Origin of the sequence: Streptomyces sp. NPDC020884 (assembly GCF_044333935.1) — a bacterium.
Lineage (GTDB): Bacteria > Actinomycetota > Actinomycetes > Streptomycetales > Streptomycetaceae > Streptomyces.
This window is the reverse complement of record NZ_JBIRRY010000017.1, coordinates 37,265-53,339: the sequence shown is the minus strand read 5'-3', so window position 1 is coordinate 53,339 and position 16,075 is coordinate 37,265. Positions and strand designations below refer to the sequence as shown.

The window sequence follows — 16,075 nt, the reverse complement described above, 5'->3', positions numbered from 1 at the left end:
GGTGGAGCCGAGGGCCTCGCCGTACGGACACCCCTGCTCTCCCGCATGGGGCGGTGCACGCCAAGTACCCTCTGCACCAGCCGTGTTACTCGCTGGTCACTTTCGGCAGCGTAGGTCTAGGTGTCACTCAGTGACAAGACGTCTGCGTACGCCATTTCGGCGCGGGTCGCTATGCTGCCGGGACCAGGACGAGGGCCGGGGGCGAGGGTGCGGGAAGCGCCGTCCGCAGCAGGCGGGCACATGACGAAAGCGGCCACCAGGCCACCGCTCGCCCAACGCCGCAGGGCCGCTCTCCGCCTCGAGATCGCCGGTGAGGCCGTCCGCCTGTTCGCCTCGCAGGGAGTCAACGGCACGACGGGCGAGCAGATCGCCCGAGCCGTGGGCATCTCGTCCCGCACACTGTGGCGCCACTTCCCGACCAAGGAGAGCTGCGTCCTGCCCCTGCTCTCGGCGGGGCTCGATTTCGCCGTGGACCGACTGGCCGCGTGGCCGCCCGGGACGACGCTACTGGACTTCGTGACGGAGTCCTGCCGGAGCGGTGCGCTGCCTCCCGTCGCTCCGGCCATCCTCGATCTGATCCGGATGACGTCCACCGACCCCGCGCTCCGGGCCGTCTGGCTCCAGACCCACGACGACGCCCTGCCGGTCCTCGCGGGTCTCCTCGCCCGGAGGTCCGGTGACAGCCCCGACTCCCTCCGGACGAAGGTGCACGCGGCGACCATCAACGGCGCGTTGCGCGCGGCGGCGGAGGATTTCGCCCAGTTGTACGCGGACGATCCCGAGGCGTCGGACAAGGAGATCGCGGCCTGCGTCCTGGCTGCCCTGCGGGCCGCCTCGGAGGGCTTGCCGTACTGACCGGGCCGGGCGGGCCGCCGAGATCGAGCGGGCGGACGTGCGGTGGCAGAGGTCCAGCTGTCGCTGTTCCGCGACTACGCGAGCACCTCGCCGCTGTATCCGACCCCGCACTCCTGCCTTCGCCGACGACGTTCCGGACGCCGAGACCCATCTCCTGGGCGGCGGGCACTTCCTCCTCGAGAAATCGGCTTCAGGTTCGCTTCAGCTCGGGCTGTTAGAGTGCAGCCCTGCGGCGGCAATTCGCCTCGTGGCTATGGCACTTCGTTCGACGAGTCGAATCAACCGGACAGGGAGCGTAGGAATGCGCTGCAAGGAGATCCTGGCCTTCTACGCCGGTATCGCCGCGCTCCTGATGGTTTCCGTGTTCGCCCTCGGCGCCTCCACTCCGCCTCTGCAGACCGTCAGCACAGCAGCCTCCTCTCCAGCCGTGTCCGTATTCGACGGATCAGGGCCGAACACCCCGCTGGAGGGCGTAGACGGTGACGTCGCCCTCCAGCACCGCCACAAAGCGGGAGGCGCTACGGCCTCGCCCGCCGTTCAGGCGACTCTTGCCTTCTCCTCGCCGGACCTTCACGGCTGCGCGGCGGACGTCGCCCGGCAGCACTCTGCACACCCCGGGTCGCACGACCCCGCCCGTGTGCAGATCCTTCGCTGCTGAGCGAGACCGTCCGGCACCGTCCGGCACCCTTGTGGGGCCCTCCCGCTCCCGCATCGCCTGACCTCATGCGCCGGCTCGGCCCGTGGCGTTTTCTGCGCCGCACCGAATCGCGACTCGCGCATTCCTGGGGCTGAGATCCGTGCGGGTTTGCGGGACGGTATGCCTTCCCCGCGTCGCTCTTCTCCATAGGCGGCTGCGGAATGCTCGACCTGTCCGGTGAGCAGGCCCATCGTGCGCAGGCAGTTCTCGCCCGTTCGTGGGTTCGTGAATTGCTTCCCTCATCACACAGAACATCACCGCGAATCGATCGCGAAACGAAATACGACGCCGAGTGGATGAGCACCGCTACCGCCTCGGCACCCGACTCAGTCCTGGAGCAGACGCACATGCAGCACTTCCTCCTCGCCTCGGAGCCGGCGAGCGGCATCGCGGGATGGGCGACCAGCCTCGTCGAGACCCTGGGCGGCCCCGGGGCCGGGCTGGCCATTGCCCTGGAGAATCTCTTCCCTCCGTTGCCGAGCGAAGTCATTCTGCCGTTGACAGGCTTTGCCGCGGGGCAGGGCGTGATCAGCCTGTTCTCCGCTCTGTTCTGGACGACGCTGGGATCGGTGGTGGGCGCTGTCGCCCTCTATCAGATCGGCGCGCTCTTCGGCCGGGACCGCATGTACGCACTGTGGGAGCGCCTCCCGCTGGTGAAGGTGTCCGACCTGAAGCGGACCGAGCAATGGTTCGTCAAGCACGGCAGGAAAGCCATCTTCTTCGGCCGGATGATTCCGATCTTTCGCAGCCTGATCAGCGTCCCGGCAGGCCTCGAGCGGATGCCCCTGCCGATCTTCGTACTCCTCACCGCCCTGGGCAGCTTCCTGTGGAACTTCGTCCTCGTCATGGCGGGATACCTGTTGGGGGACCAGTGGGACCTCGTGGAGAGTTACGTCGGCGTGCTCTCGAAGGCCGTTCTGGTGCTGGTTGTCGCGGCGCTGGCGGTCGCGGTCGGTCGCCGGGTGCGTGCCCGTCGAGGCGGTCGGCAGCAGGACCTCGTGTGAACGGCTTGCCCCCTTTCCCGGAGCCCGTGGTCACAGGCGGCTCTCCTGTCACCCTTCGAGGGCCGCCGGAGGCGGTCCGCGAAGAGCCGTTGCAACAGGCCGCGCACGGTGCGCGGGCAATCGATCCGATCGACGAGGTGGCACGAATGGCTATGTGGGACCGCATCAAGGACCAGGCCAAGGGGTTGCAGCAGCAGCAGTCGCAGGGTGCGACGGGGCCCGCCGGCCGACGGCAGGGGGGTACGGGAGCTGCCGGAGGTTCGAAGGAGAAGCTGGTCGGGCTGCTCAAGTCGCAGCTCGGCTCCCTCAAGACGGAACTCAAGAGCGGCGCCTACCGGGACGCCAGCATGGCGATGTGCGCTCTGGTCGCCGCCGCCGACGGGTCGGTCGACCCCGCCGAGCGGCAGCATGTGGAGACGCTGATCCTGCAGAACGACGTCTTGCAGAACTTCCCTCCGGAGCAGTTGCGGCAGAGGTTCAACAAGCATGTCGATCAGATGATGTCCAACTTCCCGCAGGGCAGGACCGAGGCCATGCAGGAGATCGCCAAGGCGGCGAAGAAGCCTGTGGAGGCCAAGGCGGTCGTCCAGACCGGCTTCGTGATCGCCGGTGCGGACGGGTACATCGCCCCGGCCGAGGCGCAGGTTCTGCGGGAAGCGTGCGTGGCTCTCGGGGTGTCCCCGCAGGAGTTCGGCCTCTGATCCGACCCCGCGCCGCCCTCGGCGGGCGACGGGGTGCAGGAACGGTCCGGGGTCCGCACCCTGCCATGGGGGGGCGGACTCCGGCCGGCTGATGCCGTGTACGCCTGACGGGTCGTCGGTGTGCGGCGACAGCCACCGGAGACCCTCCGCCCGGGACGACCCGGTGGGGCGCGCCCCGGTCGCGCCCCACCGGCCCAGCCCCTGTCAGTCGTCGGTCACGACCACCGCCCCCACGGGGCACGCCCGTACGGCTTCGCGCACCAGCGGGTGCTCCCCCACCGTCGACGAGTGGCCGGGGATCATCTGGCTGAACCCGTCGTCGTCCTGCGTGAAGACGTCCGGAGCGGTCAGCGCGCACATGCCGGCGCCCACGCAACGCTCCTTGTCGACCTCGATGCCCATGCCGCTCACCAGGCCACGGGCAGTTCCAGCAGCCCCTGGATCGTGTCCCCGGGTTTGTGCTGGATCTCGTGCGCGGGCACGGCGAGCCTGAGGGCCGGCAGCCGTTCGAAGAGGGTGCGCAGTGCGATGTCGAGCTCGGTGCGCGCCAGGTTCTGGCCAAGGCACTGGTGAACGCCGAAGCCGAAGGCGACATGGTGGCGGGCGGACCGGTCCCAGTCGAGCGTCTCCGGATGGGCGAACACCTCGGTGTCGCGATTGATGAGCGAGGTCGAGAAGAGCACGCCCTCGCCCTTGCGGATCGTCGTCCCGGCCACCTCGATGTCCTCGGCGGCCAGCCGTTGCAGCCCCTCGACGATGGACAGGAACCGCAGCAGTTCCTCGACCACCACGGCCGTTGTCGTCTCCCCGGCCCTGAGTGCCGCCAGTTGCCCGGGGTGGCGCAGCAGCGTGAAGGTACCGAGCGAGATCATGTTCGCCGTCGTCTCATGCCCCGCGATGAGCAGGATCACGGCGAACGCGACGAGGTCCTCGCGGTCGACGGGCCCGTTGGGGCCGTCCCGGTGGATCAGCTCGTCCAGGAGCCCCTCCCCCGGGTCCGCCCGCTTGCGGTCGATCAACGCGCCCAGGTACTCCTCCAGTTCGTTCCGGGCCCTGTCCACATCGGCCGCGTGCGGGCCGCGCAGGAGCCGCCGCGAGCACCCTTCGAAGAACTCGTGGTCGGCGTACGGCACACCGAGGAGCGCGCAGATCACGATCGACGGCACCGGCAGGGCGAAGTCCGCCACCAGCTCGGACGGCGGCCCCTGCCGCTCCATGGCGTCCAGCAGCCGGTCCACCGTTTCCTGGATGCGCGGGCGCAACGCGGCGATCCGCTTCACGGAGAAGCTCGGGATGAGCATCCTGCGCTGGGCGTTGTGCTCGGGGTCGTCGACGCCGAGCAGAGCCACGCGTCGCCGGGTCGCGTTCGCCAACCGCTCGGTCGGCAAGGGGAAGTCGGGCTGGGTACGGTCGGTGGACAGCCGTGGATCCGCCAACAGCCGACGGGCCAGGGCGTGCCCGGTGACCGCCCAGACCTCGCGTCCGTCGAAGAGGGTGACCCGGCTCAGCGGCCGGTCCGCACGCAGTGGTTCGTACCCGGTGGGCGGGTGGTAAGGGCACGCGCGGTCCTGCGGAAACGGTGTCGCAGAGGTCGGTTCGGTGGCATGACCGGTGGGGGCAGGGTCCTGGCGGGCCGGTTCCGTCGTGGATTCCGTCATGGGAGCGGTCGCCTCGCAGTCCTCGGTGATAAGGGCGGAGCGAGTCACTCCGCCCCTCACGCCCAATTGGATGCCCTAGGCACCTATCTGGTCGATGGGCGGACCGGCCAGTTCACAGGACGGCGGATCTGGCCGGTGTCTTTCGCACCCGGCCGAACCGTTCCGCATCCGCTCAGGTCCAGCGGGTGCGGCGGACCGGCGACGGGCAGAACACGGGGCCGCCCACGGCCGGAACCGTTCACCACAACGTCCGGAACCGTTCCGTCCGCCACCGGCGCATACGCGCCCGCACCCGCACCCGCACCCGCACCCGCACCCGCACCCCACGTCGAAACGCCAGGAACCGGCGGCAGGCGCCGGGCATGTGGCCTACGCAACACTGGCGCGGTGTCAGATCTCCCGGCGCTGGGCTGTCTTTACTTCGGAGGCATAGCAAGCACCGCAAGCACAGCAAGTACGCAGCACCAAGCACCAGCCACCGCAGAAGCACTGCGGGAGCCGGGAAGGGGAACTTCAGAATGAAGGCCATCATCGTGTGCGTCTCCGTGTCGCACGGCAACACCCGTCGCATCGCCGACACCATGGCCCAGGCGCTGGGAGCGAAGGTCGTCACCCCCGAGGAGGCCGATCCGCGGGAGCTGGCCACCGCCGACCTCGTGGGGTTCGGCTCCGGTGTGTTCTACGGCAGGCTCCACCCACGCCTGACCGACTTCGTGAAAGCTCTCCCCGCCGGACAGCGCCCGGGGCAGCGGGACGTCCGCGCCTTCGTGTTCGCCACCAGCGGCCTCCCCGAGACGCCCGTGATCCCGTTCACCCGCCCCCTGGTCCGCCTCCTCGGAGAGAAGGGATTCGACGTGGGCGACAGCTTCACATGCCGGGCCCTCGACACCTGGGCGCCCTTCAAGCTTCTGGGCGGTATCAACAAGCGCAGGCCGAATACCGACGACATGTCCGCCGCCCGCTCGTTCGGTGAACGCCTGCGGGGCGGGGAAGCGTCATCGGCCTGACTACGGTCCGGCCCGACCCGACCCGGACCGCGGCTTGGCCCGGCGGTCCGGGGCCCGGCCCGTGCCGGATGGGCAGACGGGCAGACGGATGGACGGATGGACGGATCAAGCGGTCACCTTGGCGACGAACGCGCCGAGATTCGCCACGGTTCGCTGGATCTTCTGCTCCAGGGTGAGCGACTCGTGGAGGCGCGCCCCGACGCCCGCGTCCTTCTTCCCGCGTACGTAGAGCGAGCAGGCGAGGTCGCTGCACATGTAGGCGCCGACCGAGTTGCCCTGCTGGCCCGCCTTCCCGGACCTCGGGGCCACCAGCAGGGAGACGCCCCCGGTGTGGACGGTCACGCACATCGAGCACATGCTGCGGCGGGTCTGCCAGGAGCCGGCGTCGGAGGAGCGCAGCTGGACCCCGACGGGGCCCTTGTCCGTCGCGATCACCAGGTAGGCCCGGCCGGGGGCCTGGGGGTCGCGCCATCCCAGGAAGTCCAGGTCGTCCCAGGGCCGGTCGGCCAGGTCCCGTGGGACGGACAGGCGCTTGGCCTCGCCCTTGGTGCAGTTCACGAACGCGGTGCGGATCTCTTGCTCGGTCAGCGGTTCCATGTAACCCAAGCTAATTTGCCTAACCTCATTAGGCAAACGTATATTTATTTAGGTAAAACACGGGCAAGCGTTCGGAGGGTGGCATGGCGCGAGCAGGACTGGCCGCGGATCGGGTGGTACGGGCGGGGGCCGAGCTGGCGGACGAGATCGGCTTCGAGCACGTGACCCCTTCGGAACTCGCCCGGAAGCTGGGCATCAGGACCGCGAGCCTCTACTCGCACGTCAAGAACGCCCACGATCTCAAGACGAAGATCGCGCTGCTCGCCCTGGAGGAACTCGCCGACCGGGCGTCGGCCGCTCTCGCCGGGCGGGCCGGCAAAGACGCGCTCAGCGCCTTCGCCAACGCCTACCGCGACTACGCCGTCCAGTACCCGGGGCGCTTCACCGCGGCCCAGTTCCGGCTGGACGCGGACGCGGCGGCCGCCAGCGCGGGCCTGCGGCACTCCCGGATGATGCGGGCGATCCTGCGCGGCTACGCCCTGACCGAGCTCCAGGAGACGCACGCGGTGCGGCTGCTGGGCAGCGTCTTCAGCGGTTTCGTGGGGCTGGAGACGGCCGGCGGTTTCAGCCACAGCTCCCCCGACTCCCAGGAGAGCTGGTCGGAGATCCTCGACGCGCTCGACGCCCTGCTGCGCAACTGGCCCGCGCCCTCCTGACCCGCACCTCCCAGCCCCTCGACGAACGAAGAGACCGAGACCATGACCACCCGGCACGACTGGACGACGACTCCGATCACCCCCGCCATCCTGCGTGGCGCGCTCGACCTGGAACACACCGAACGCGGTGTGCTGCCGCACCGGTTGCCCGCGCACGCCCGGCTGCAGATTCCCGACAACCAGCTGGCCATGGCCGAGTCGCAGCCCTCCGGGGTCCGGCTGGCGTTCCGCACCCGGGCCACCGCCGTCGAACTGGACGTGGTGGCCACCAAGCGGGTCTATCCCGGAGCGCCGCCGCGCCCCGACGGCGTGTACGAGCTCCTCGTGGACGGTCGCCCGGCAGGCCGGGCCGGCGCCACCGACGGCGACACGCTGACCATCGATCTGGCCTCGATGACCACCCAGATGCGGCCCGGCCCCGTGGAAACGCTCCGCTTCACCGGCCTGCCGGAGGACGAGAAGGACGTCGAGATCTGGCTGCCCCACGACGAGACCACGCTGCTGGTCGCCCTGCGCACCGACGCCCCGCTCCAGAGCCCCCGGCCGAGCGGCCGACCCGTCTGGCTGCACCACGGCAGTTCCATCAGCCACGGCTCCAACGCCACTACCCCGACCGGCACATGGCCCGCCCTGGCCGCGCGCCTCGGCGGAGCGGAGCTGATCAACCTGGGGTTCGGCGGCAGCGCGATGCTCGACCCCTTCACGGCCCGTGCCATGCGCGACACCCCCGCCGACCTGATCAGCGTCAAGCTCGGCATCAACCTCGTCAACGCCGACCTGATGCGGTTGCGCGCGTTCGGCCCGGCCGTCCACGGCTTCCTCGACACCCTCCGCGAGGGACACCCCACCACGCCACTGCTGGTCGTCTCGCCGATCTGCTGCCCCATCCACGAGACCACGCCGGGCCCCAGCGCCCCGGACTACAGCGCGATGAGCGAGGGGCGGCTGCGGTTCATGGCCACCGGCGACCCCGCGGAGACCGCCGCCGGGAAGCTGACCCTCACCGTCATCCGGGACGAGCTGGCCCGCCTGGTCGCGCAACGTGCCGCCACGGACCCTCACCTGCACTACCTCGACGGCCTCGACCTCTACGGCGCGAGCGATCACGCAGAGCTTCCGCTGCCCGACGACCTGCACCCGGACCCCGCCGCCCACCGGCGCATCGCCGAGCGCTTCGCCGACCTCGCCTTCGGCCGCGGGGGGCCCTTCGCCGCGAAGAAGCGGTGACCCCGGGCGACCGAAGGCAAGGTTCAGGACGAGGCCGGCGCCTCGCGTATCGCCGGACGACCGGTTACGGGGCGTCCACCAGGATGCGCCCGTCGGCCGGGGTGCGTGCGGCGAGGCCGCCCGCGTAGGCGGATTCGACACGGGCCTGCTCGGCCGCGTCCGGAACGGCGTTCGTGCAGGCGGTGCCGGCACTGGAGCCCGACATCAGCTGGGCGCAGGGGCCGGGCTTGGTGTCCGGCAGGCCCAGACTGTGGCCGAGTTCGTGGGCCGCGATACGGGTCTTGTCATGGCCCTCGGTGACCGCCTGGCTGCCCAGCTCCACCCTGGCCTGGCCGCCGGGACGGACCGGGCCGAGGGTGGCCTGCGGCCAGCCGCTGGTGGCCACGATCTGTATCTCGGCACGCGTGCCGGGCGCGGCCTCGACCAGCTGGACGTTGTCGACGTTCGCGTTCCACGAGGCGACCCCTGCCGCGATCGCCGCCTCCCAACCGCCGGCTCGACTGTCGTCGTATCGGAGCGTCACCACTGCCGCGGTGCTGTCCGCCGCTGCCGGGTCCGGCGCGGGAGCGGCGTGCGCCGCCGTCGCCGCGGCCAGGGTGATCGCCACGGCGACACCCGCCGTCTTGAACCATCTCAAAGCCAGCATTGCTGTCCCTTCACTCATGGAGGGCTCGGCTCCGCGCGGAGCCGAGGAGTGGGAGGACGGTCACGGCGGACCGAACCGCAGGGCCGGAATGCTTGGTCGCCGATCCTCCCGGGGCCGCAGGACCTATGCCGCGATCGTGGGTTCGTCATGCCCCTGTCACGCACATTAGGCCGGAAACACACCCTGCCCGGATCGCTGGATCGCCGGCCCCTTCCCCGCCTCGGGCCGCCGCCGCCGGGCGGTCGCGCGATGTCATCGGGTGTCCGGGGGCCTCTTCCGTACTCTGGGGGCATGCGGATGCGACCCACTCTGAGCTGGACCTCCACGGAGGAGCTGCCACCGGCCATCACGGACCTGGAGCCGGTCTCCGATGTGTTGGGCGGTGGCGGCGTGCTGGTCCTGAGCGGGGCGGGCATCTCCACGGAGTCGGGCATTCCCGACTACCGGGGCGAGGGCGGGAGCCTGAGTCGGCACACCCCGATGACCTATCAGGACTTCACCGCCGACGCCGGGGCCCGTCGCCGGTACTGGGCGCGCAGCCATCTCGGCTGGCGTACCTTCGGCCGGGCCCGCCCCAATGCGGGGCACCGGGCCGTGGCCGCGTTCGGGCGGCACGGCCTGCTCGCGGGTGTGATCACGCAGAACGTCGACGGCCTGCACCAGGCCGCCGGCAGCGAAGGCGTCGTGGACCTCCACGGACGTCTGGACCGGGTCGTCTGCCTTTCCTGCGGCGCTTTCAGCCCGCGCCGCGAACTCGCCCGACGGCTGGAAGCGGCCAACGAGGGCTTCGCGCCGGTGGCCACCGCGATCAACCCGGACGGTGACGCCGATCTCACGGACGAGCAGGTCGGGGACTTCCGCGTGGTGCCCTGCTCCGGCTGCGGCGGGATCCTCAAGCCGGATGTCGTGTTCTTCGGCGAGACCGTTCCCCCGCAGCGGGTCGAACACTGCCGCGAACTGGTGCGTGGGGCGACCGCACTGCTGGTCATGGGCTCCTCGCTGACGGTGATGTCCGGACTCCGGTTCGTCCGCCAGGCCGCCACGGCCGGGCAGCCGGTACTGATCGTCAACCGGGACCCGACCCGGGGCGACCGGCATGCCCAGGCCCGTATCGCCCTCCCGCTGGGAGCGGCCCTGACCACCGTGGCCGGCCGGCTGGGCGTTCCCGTCGACGACGAGGCGGCGGCGGCAGGGCCCGAGTGAGGGGGCGATCCCGCACCCGGGTGCTGGAGCGCCTGCCTGGCCACCTGAATCGAGCGCCGTGTCACGCGTCGTGCCCACGGCCCCGACCGACCGGCTACGAGGGCTGTCCTCGATCTCCGCCGCTACCGGGCGAACTTCCTCAGGTCCTCGGCGAGCGAGCTGATCGCCGCGGGATTGCGGGGGCTCTCGACCAGGTCCACGTAGTCGAGGACGACGATCCGGTCGTTCTTGATCGCCGACACCCCGGCGAGCGGCTTGTAGGACCGCAGGAACTGGCGCTTCTCCTCCGCGCCGGTGTCCCCGTAGTTGTTGATGACGATGACCTCGGGGTCGCGGTCGACCACCGTCTCCCACCCCACCGTCGTCCAACTGTCCTTGAGGTCCTTCATGATGTGGTCGCCGCCGGCCTTGGTGATGATGTCGTGCGGTCCGGCGTACGCGCCCGAGGTCAGCGGCTTGTCCTTCCCGTCGTCGTACAGGAAGACACGAAGGCGGTCGCCGCCCTGGGCCGCCTGCGACCGCGCGTCGGCGACCTCCTTCCGGAAGGACGTGATGAGGGTGTCCGCCCGGTCCTCGACGTCGAAGATCTTCCCGAGATTCCGCAGGTCGGTGTAGAGCGCTTCGAGCGGGGGCATGACTCCGCGTGCCTTGCCCTGACCGTTGCGGCACGACTCACTCAGCAGGTACGCGTCGACGCCCACGCGCTTCAGTTCGGCGGGGGTGAAGCCCTCCCCCTCGTTGAAGCCGTAGTTCCAGCCGGCGAAGACCAGGTCGGCGCGTGCGTCGAGGACCAATTCCTTGTTGATCCGCTCCTTGGAGAGCCACTTGGTCTTCTTGTAGCCGTCCTTCCAGGGGACCGACGTCATGTCGCCCTTGTCGTCGGGCATCACGTATCCGGCCATGTGATCCTCGAGACCGAGGGCGAACATGATCTCGGTGATGCCGACGTCATTCGTCACGACGCGCTGCGGCGCCTTGTCGTAACGCTTCTTCTCGCCGCAGTTCTCGACGGTCACCGGGTAGTGGCGGTCGGCCGGTGACGCGCTGTCCTTCCCGTCGGCTTCCGACGTCACGTCCGCTCCGCAGCCGGTGAGGGCCAGGGCGGCTGCGAGAACGAGAGCGGCGGGACGCAGGGGGTTCGGCATGGTGGTCGACATCTCCTCAGGAGGTGGGGCGGGCAGGGGGAAGGTCGAAGAGCAGTTGGAGCGCCCCGGTCTCGGGGTGTGCGACGCGGTGCGCCCGTACGCCGAAGACGTCGGCCAGCAACTCTGTGGTCAGGACGGCGTGCGGGGCCCCGGAGGCGACGATGCGGCCGCTGTCGATGACATGGACGAGGTCGCAGTGCAGGGCGGCGAGGTTGAGGTCGTGCAGGGCGGTGAGCACGGTCAGGCCGCTGCCGCGGACCAGGGCGAGGACTTCCAGCTGATGGGCGATGTCCAGATGGTTGGTGGGCTCGTCCAGGACCAGGACCCGGGGCTGTTGGGCGAGGGCGCGGGCGATCAGGACGCGCTGCCTCTCGCCGCCGGAGAGGGTGAGGAAGCCGCGTTCGGCCAGGTGCTGCGCGCCGACCCCCTCCAGTGCGTCGGCACAGCGCCGGCGGTCCTCGTCGGTCGTCCGGGCCACCGGGCCCTGGTGCGGCAGACGCCCCATGGCGACGATCTCGGCCACAGTGAAGTCGAACTCCGCGACCGCGTCCTGCGGGAGTGCGGCCAGCCGTCGGGCGCCTTCCCGCGCGCTCAGCGCGTGGAGGTCCTCGCCGCCGATCCTCACGGCGCCGGCCGAGGGGCGCAGGGCCCGGTAGACGCAGCGCAGCAGCGTGGACTTGCCGCTGCCGTTGGGGCCGACCAGGCCGACGAGTTGTCCGTCGGCCGCGCCCAGGGTGACCTGATCGACCAGCCGCGCACCGGCGATCTCGACGGTCAGCGCGTCGATGTCGATCCGCATCAGATGCCTCCGAAGGAGTAGGCGCGCCGGCGCATGAGGAGGATGAAGCAGGGAACGCCGATGACCGCGGTGAGGACGCCCACCGGCAGTTCGGCCGGTGCCAGCACCACCCGCGAGAGGATGTCCACCCAGATCAGCAGGACGGCTCCGGCGAGCGGGGCGACGGCCAGGAGCCGCCGGTGGTCCGCCCCGACCAGCATCCGTACGGCGTGCGGAATCATCAGACCGACGAAGCCGATCGCTCCGCTCACCGCGACGACGGCCCCCGTGACGGCGGCGGAGACGAGGAAGAGTTCCTTGCGCAGTCTCCCGGGGTCGACGCCGAGTGCGGCGGCGGTCTCGTCGCCCATGGCGAGGGCGTTCAGGCGACGTGCCGACCAGCCGAGGTGGGCCAGGCCGGCGAGCACCGCTCCGGCGGCGATCGGCACGGCGGCCCAGTTGGCCCCGCTGAGGCTGCCGAGCAGCCACATCATCGCGGAGCGGGCCGCTTCGCCGCGTTCGGCCGCGAACACCATGAACGTCGTGACGGCCGAGAAGCCGTAGTACATCGCGGTCCCGGTCAGGACGAGCCGGAGCGGGGTCAGTCCGCGTTCGGTGCGGGCGACCGCGTACACGAGCAGCATGGCGAGGAGTGCGGAGAGGAACGCCGCCGTGGACAGGGCCCAGATGCCGAGCGCGCCGAGGGCCCCGAAGATGAGTACGGCGTTGGCGCCGACCGCCGCGCCCGAGGAGATGCCGAGGACGAACGGGTCGGCGAGAGCGTTGCGCACCATGGCCTGGACGGCGACGCCGATGGCCGACAGACCGGCTCCCACGACGGCTGCCAGCACCGCTCGTGGCAGGCGCAGTTCCCAGACGATGGTGTAGGCCGGGACCTCGTCGGGGCCGATGGCCCCGCCGGTCAGTCCCGCCCACAGGTAGCGCAGCACTTCCGCCCAGGAGAGCCCGGAGGCTCCGAGTGCCGCCCCGCAGACGAGCGAGAGGGGAAGGGCCAGGCAGAGACCGGTCAGGAGGACCGGCAGGGGTATGCGCCGGGGCGGTGCCGAACCGTTGCCGACGCGGGCCGGGCGCGAGGGCTTGGAGGGTATGCGGTCGAGAGACGTGGCCACAGGCCGGTCGCTTTCGCCTCGGGCCGTACGTCTGCGCGAGGAGGAGCGGCCCCGGACGGCGGCCGCCCCGCGCAGCGCCCTTTCGCAGTCCACGGCGAATGGTCAGGAGCCTTTTCCCACGGGTGATCGGGCTCGCGGAACCGAGGGCTCCGCCTACCGTTGCGGGTCAGCGCCGGATTTCGACCGGACTTCCCCCGCGGGGAATCCGCAGCTTAGCGCGTTGGTCCGCGCTGCTCCGATGGGAGGGCGCGAGCGGCAACAGGATGCGGAAGGCGGCCCCTTACGCCGGGTCCGGCAGCTTCCCGACGGCGGTGGATCGCCCTCGCGCGGCGATCGGCCCCGCGCGGCGGCGGGCCGTCGCGCGGGGCCGATCGCCGCGGCCTTCCCCGGCGGGCCGGGTCAGTTGCCCACGCCGAGGCCCGCCATGAACGCGGACGGGTAGCGGTCGCCGCGTGCCGAGCCCGGCGGAATCGCCTTCTCGATCTCGGCGAGGTCGTCCGCGGTGAGATCCAGGTCCAGCGCGGGGAGTGCTTCGGTCAGCCGCTCGCGGGTGCGGGCGCCGACGAGCGGCACGATGTCCCGGCCCTGGGCGGCCACCCAGGCGATGACGAGTTGGGCGACGGTGCACCCCTTCGCTTCGGCGACCCGGCGCAGGGCGTCCACGAGGGCGAGGTTGTGCTCCACGTTCCCGTCCGAGAAGCGCGGTCCGAAGCCGCGGCTGTCGCCGGGGGCGGAGCGGCCCGCGGACCAGTGGCCGGAGATGAGTCCGCGGCCCAGGACTCCGTACGCGGTGAGGCCGATGCCGAGCTCCCGCAGGGTGGGCAGGATCTCCGCCTCGACGGCACGGGAGATGAGCGAGTACTCGATCTGGAGGTCGGCGATCGGGTGCACGGCGTGGGCCCGGCGGATCGTCGCGGCGTCGACCTCGGAGAGCCCGATGTGCCGTACGTATCCGGCGTCGACCATCTCCTTGATCGCGCCGATCGTCTCCTCGATCGGAACGTCCGGGTCCAGCCGGGCCGGGCGGTAGACGTCGATGTGGTCGGTGGCCAGCCGGGTCAGGGAGTAGGCCAGGAAGTTCTTCACCGCCTCGGGGCGGCTGTCCTGCCCGCTGAACTCGTGGCCCGGCCCCCGCAAGGCGCCGAACTTGACGCTCAGCGCGTAACTGTCCCGGTCGCGTCCGCGCAGGGCTTCGGCGAGCAGCAGTTCGTTGCGGCCCATGGCGTAGAAGTCGCCGGTGTCGATCAGTGTGACGCCGGCCTCCAGGGCGGCGTGGACGGTCGCGATGGACTCCGCGCGGTCGGTCGGACCGTAGGCGTCCGACATGCCCATCGCGCCCAGGCCGAGCGCGGAGACGGCGGGACCGGTGGCGCCCAGGGTTCGTGTCTGCATGGCGTGCTCCTTCGCGGTCGGTCTGCCATCCACCCTGCGCCCGTGCCGCGCCCCGCGGGAGCGGAGCGTTCATCATGGGAGCGGCGCTCCCTGGATCCGTCCGCCCGCCGCGAGGGACGATGGGGGCATGGAACGTGATCAGCTGGCTGATTTCCTGCGCAGGCGCCGCAAGGCGATCCGCCCGGCGGAGGTGGGCATCTCCGAGGGTCCCCGCCGCCGCACCGCCGGTCTGCGCCGGGAAGAGGTGGCGATGCTCGCCGGGATGTCGGTGGACTACGTCGTACGCCTGGAGCAGGGGCGCAGCAGTCAGCCCTCGCCCCAGCTGCTCGGCGCGCTGGCCAGGGCGTTGCGCCTCACCGACGACGAGCGGGACCATCTGTTCCACCTGGCGGGTCACCAGCCGCCGCCTGCCGACTCGGTGGCGGGCCTGGCGCGCGCCGGGCTGGTCCGGATGCTCGATCTGCTCGGTGACACCCCGGCGATGGTGGTGTCCGACCTGGGCGAGGTGCTCGCGCAGAACCGGATGTCCCTCCTGCTGGCAGGCGACCACACCGGTTTCCCGGGCGACCGGCGCTATCTGGTGTACCGCTGGTTCACCGATCCCGCGGCCCGCGCGGCGGGTGCTCCCGAGGAGCACGAGCATCAGGCCCGGCAGCTCGTGGCCGATCTGCGGGCCGCGGTCGGCCGCCGGTCCGGCGATCCGGCGGTGGCCGGGCTCGTCGACCGGCTGCGGGCGGCGAGCGAGGACTTCCGCCGGCTCTGGGCGGAGCACGAGGTGGCGGTGCGGCGGGCCGACCGCAAGACCCTGGTGCACCCGCGGGTGGGCCGTCTGGTGATGGACTGCGAAACGCTGGTCACTCCCGACCACGGTCAGGTGCTGCTCGTCCTCACCCCGGCGGACGCCGGGACCCGTGAGCGACTGGACCTGCTGCGTGTTCTGGGCGTCGAGGAGTTCCCCGCCGGGGCGGGTGACGCGCCCGAGCGGTAGGACCGCCCTGGGGCGACGGGGTTCGGGCGTCGTACGGCAGGATGAGGCCATGAGCGTAGTGAAGATCAATGTGCTGACCGTCCCCCAGGAACAACGCGAGACGCTGGAGAAGCGCTTCGCTTCCCGGGCCAGTGCCGTGGAGGGGTCCGACGGATTCGAGTGGTTCGAGCTGCTCCGGCCTGTCGAGGGCACGGACAGCTACCTCGTCTACACGCGCTGGCGTGACGAGGCCTCCTTCCAGGCGTGGATGGAGGGTCCGATGAAGGCGGCCCATCAGGGCGGCGACGCCGGAAGCGGTGAGCGCCCCAAGCCGGCGGCCAGTGGATCCACCCTGTGGTCCTTCGAGGTCGTGCAGCAGGCCGCGCCGACCGGCGCGTAGGCGAGCGCGCGC

Annotated in this window: 18 protein-coding genes and 1 riboswitch; of the genes, 10 read left to right on the top strand and 8 right to left on the bottom strand. The window is 70.9% G+C overall.

The window, feature by feature from the left end; all coding sequences use genetic code 11:
• Nucleotides 1–240 precede the first annotated feature (240 nt).
• From ACH4UK_RS36375 to ACH4UK_RS36360, 4 genes are all read left to right on the top strand, one after another.
• The gene (locus ACH4UK_RS36375; protein WP_398363455.1) at nt 241–855 is read left to right on the top strand and encodes a TetR/AcrR family transcriptional regulator; all 615 of its coding nucleotides are present in this window, start codon (nt 241–243) and stop codon (nt 853–855) included.
• 301 nt (nt 856–1,156) lie between these two features.
• On the top strand, nt 1,157–1,513 hold the full coding sequence (locus ACH4UK_RS36370) for a hypothetical protein (RefSeq protein ID WP_398363453.1): 357 nt from the start codon (nt 1,157–1,159) through the stop codon (nt 1,511–1,513).
• Between the two features lie 386 nt (nt 1,514–1,899).
• A complete protein-coding gene (locus tag ACH4UK_RS36365; RefSeq protein WP_398363496.1) occupies nt 1,900–2,556 on the top strand; it encodes a DedA family protein in 657 nt (218 codons plus the stop codon).
• 146 nt (nt 2,557–2,702) lie between these two features.
• Nucleotides 2,703–3,257, top strand: a complete 555-nt coding sequence (locus ACH4UK_RS36360) for a tellurite resistance TerB family protein (RefSeq protein WP_398363451.1) — start codon at nt 2,703–2,705, stop codon at nt 3,255–3,257.
• Nucleotides 3,258–3,461: 204 nt separating this feature from the next.
• Here ACH4UK_RS36360 and ACH4UK_RS36355 read toward each other — a convergent pair whose 3' ends face one another.
• The gene (locus ACH4UK_RS36355; RefSeq protein ID WP_398363449.1) at nt 3,462–3,659 is read right to left on the bottom strand and encodes a ferredoxin; all 198 of its coding nucleotides are present in this window, start codon (nt 3,657–3,659) and stop codon (nt 3,462–3,464) included.
• A 5-nt stretch (nt 3,660–3,664) separates the two neighbouring features.
• The gene (locus ACH4UK_RS36350; RefSeq protein ID WP_398363448.1) at nt 3,665–4,915 is read right to left on the bottom strand and encodes a cytochrome P450; all 1,251 of its coding nucleotides are present in this window, start codon (nt 4,913–4,915) and stop codon (nt 3,665–3,667) included.
• A 518-nt stretch (nt 4,916–5,433) separates the two neighbouring features.
• Here ACH4UK_RS36350 and ACH4UK_RS36345 point away from each other — a divergent pair.
• A complete protein-coding gene (locus tag ACH4UK_RS36345; RefSeq protein ID WP_398363446.1) occupies nt 5,434–5,922 on the top strand; it encodes a flavodoxin family protein in 489 nt (162 codons plus the stop codon).
• Nucleotides 5,923–6,027: 105 nt separating this feature from the next.
• Here ACH4UK_RS36345 and ACH4UK_RS36340 read toward each other — a convergent pair whose 3' ends face one another.
• On the bottom strand, nt 6,028–6,519 hold the full coding sequence (locus tag ACH4UK_RS36340) for an FBP domain-containing protein (protein ID WP_398363444.1): 492 nt from the start codon (nt 6,517–6,519) through the stop codon (nt 6,028–6,030).
• 83 nt (nt 6,520–6,602) lie between these two features.
• Here ACH4UK_RS36340 and ACH4UK_RS36335 point away from each other — a divergent pair, with 83 nt between their 5' ends.
• Both ACH4UK_RS36335 and ACH4UK_RS36330 read left to right on the top strand, forming a co-directional pair.
• Entirely contained in the window at nt 6,603–7,175 is a 573-nt protein-coding gene (locus tag ACH4UK_RS36335) for a TetR/AcrR family transcriptional regulator (protein WP_398363442.1), read from the top strand.
• A gap of 42 nt (nt 7,176–7,217) precedes the next feature.
• A complete protein-coding gene (locus ACH4UK_RS36330; protein WP_398363440.1) occupies nt 7,218–8,402 on the top strand; it encodes a GDSL-type esterase/lipase family protein in 1,185 nt (394 codons plus the stop codon).
• Nucleotides 8,403–8,466: 64 nt separating this feature from the next.
• Here the strand turns inward: ACH4UK_RS36330 and ACH4UK_RS36325 are convergent, their stop codons facing one another.
• The gene (locus tag ACH4UK_RS36325; RefSeq protein ID WP_398363438.1) at nt 8,467–9,048 is read right to left on the bottom strand and encodes a snapalysin family zinc-dependent metalloprotease; all 582 of its coding nucleotides are present in this window, start codon (nt 9,046–9,048) and stop codon (nt 8,467–8,469) included.
• A 297-nt stretch (nt 9,049–9,345) separates the two neighbouring features.
• On the opposite strand from ACH4UK_RS36325, the gene ACH4UK_RS36320 reads away from it, so the two are divergent.
• On the top strand, nt 9,346–10,251 hold the full coding sequence (locus ACH4UK_RS36320) for an NAD-dependent protein deacetylase (protein ID WP_398363494.1): 906 nt from the start codon (nt 9,346–9,348) through the stop codon (nt 10,249–10,251).
• Between the two features lie 122 nt (nt 10,252–10,373).
• On the opposite strand, the gene ACH4UK_RS36315 is transcribed toward ACH4UK_RS36320, so the two are convergent.
• The 4 genes from ACH4UK_RS36315 to ACH4UK_RS36300 form a co-directional block, all read right to left on the bottom strand.
• Nucleotides 10,374–11,396: an ABC transporter substrate-binding protein gene (locus ACH4UK_RS36315; protein ID WP_398363437.1), complete on the bottom strand. Its 1,023-nt coding sequence runs from the start codon at nt 11,394–11,396 to the stop codon at nt 10,374–10,376.
• A gap of 16 nt (nt 11,397–11,412) precedes the next feature.
• Nucleotides 11,413–12,195, bottom strand: a complete 783-nt coding sequence (locus tag ACH4UK_RS36310) for an ABC transporter ATP-binding protein (protein ID WP_398363435.1) — start codon at nt 12,193–12,195, stop codon at nt 11,413–11,415.
• Entirely contained in the window at nt 12,195–13,304 is a 1,110-nt protein-coding gene (locus tag ACH4UK_RS36305) for a FecCD family ABC transporter permease (protein WP_398363433.1), read from the bottom strand. Before ACH4UK_RS36305 ends, ACH4UK_RS36310 begins: the two co-directional genes overlap by 1 nt.
• Before the next feature lie 120 nt (nt 13,305–13,424).
• A riboswitch (cobalamin riboswitch) is annotated at nt 13,425–13,499 on the bottom strand.
• 204 nt (nt 13,500–13,703) lie between these two features.
• Nucleotides 13,704–14,696, bottom strand: a complete 993-nt coding sequence (locus ACH4UK_RS36300) for an aldo/keto reductase (RefSeq protein WP_398363431.1) — start codon at nt 14,694–14,696, stop codon at nt 13,704–13,706.
• Nucleotides 14,697–14,823: 127 nt separating this feature from the next.
• Here ACH4UK_RS36300 and ACH4UK_RS36295 point away from each other — a divergent pair, with 127 nt between their 5' ends.
• On the top strand, nt 14,824–15,684 hold the full coding sequence (locus ACH4UK_RS36295; RefSeq protein WP_398363430.1) for a helix-turn-helix transcriptional regulator: 861 nt from the start codon (nt 14,824–14,826) through the stop codon (nt 15,682–15,684).
• 49 nt (nt 15,685–15,733) lie between these two features.
• Nucleotides 15,734–16,063, top strand: a complete 330-nt coding sequence (locus tag ACH4UK_RS36290; RefSeq protein WP_398363428.1) for an antibiotic biosynthesis monooxygenase family protein — start codon at nt 15,734–15,736, stop codon at nt 16,061–16,063.
• The last annotated feature ends 12 nt before the right edge of the window (nt 16,064–16,075 follow it).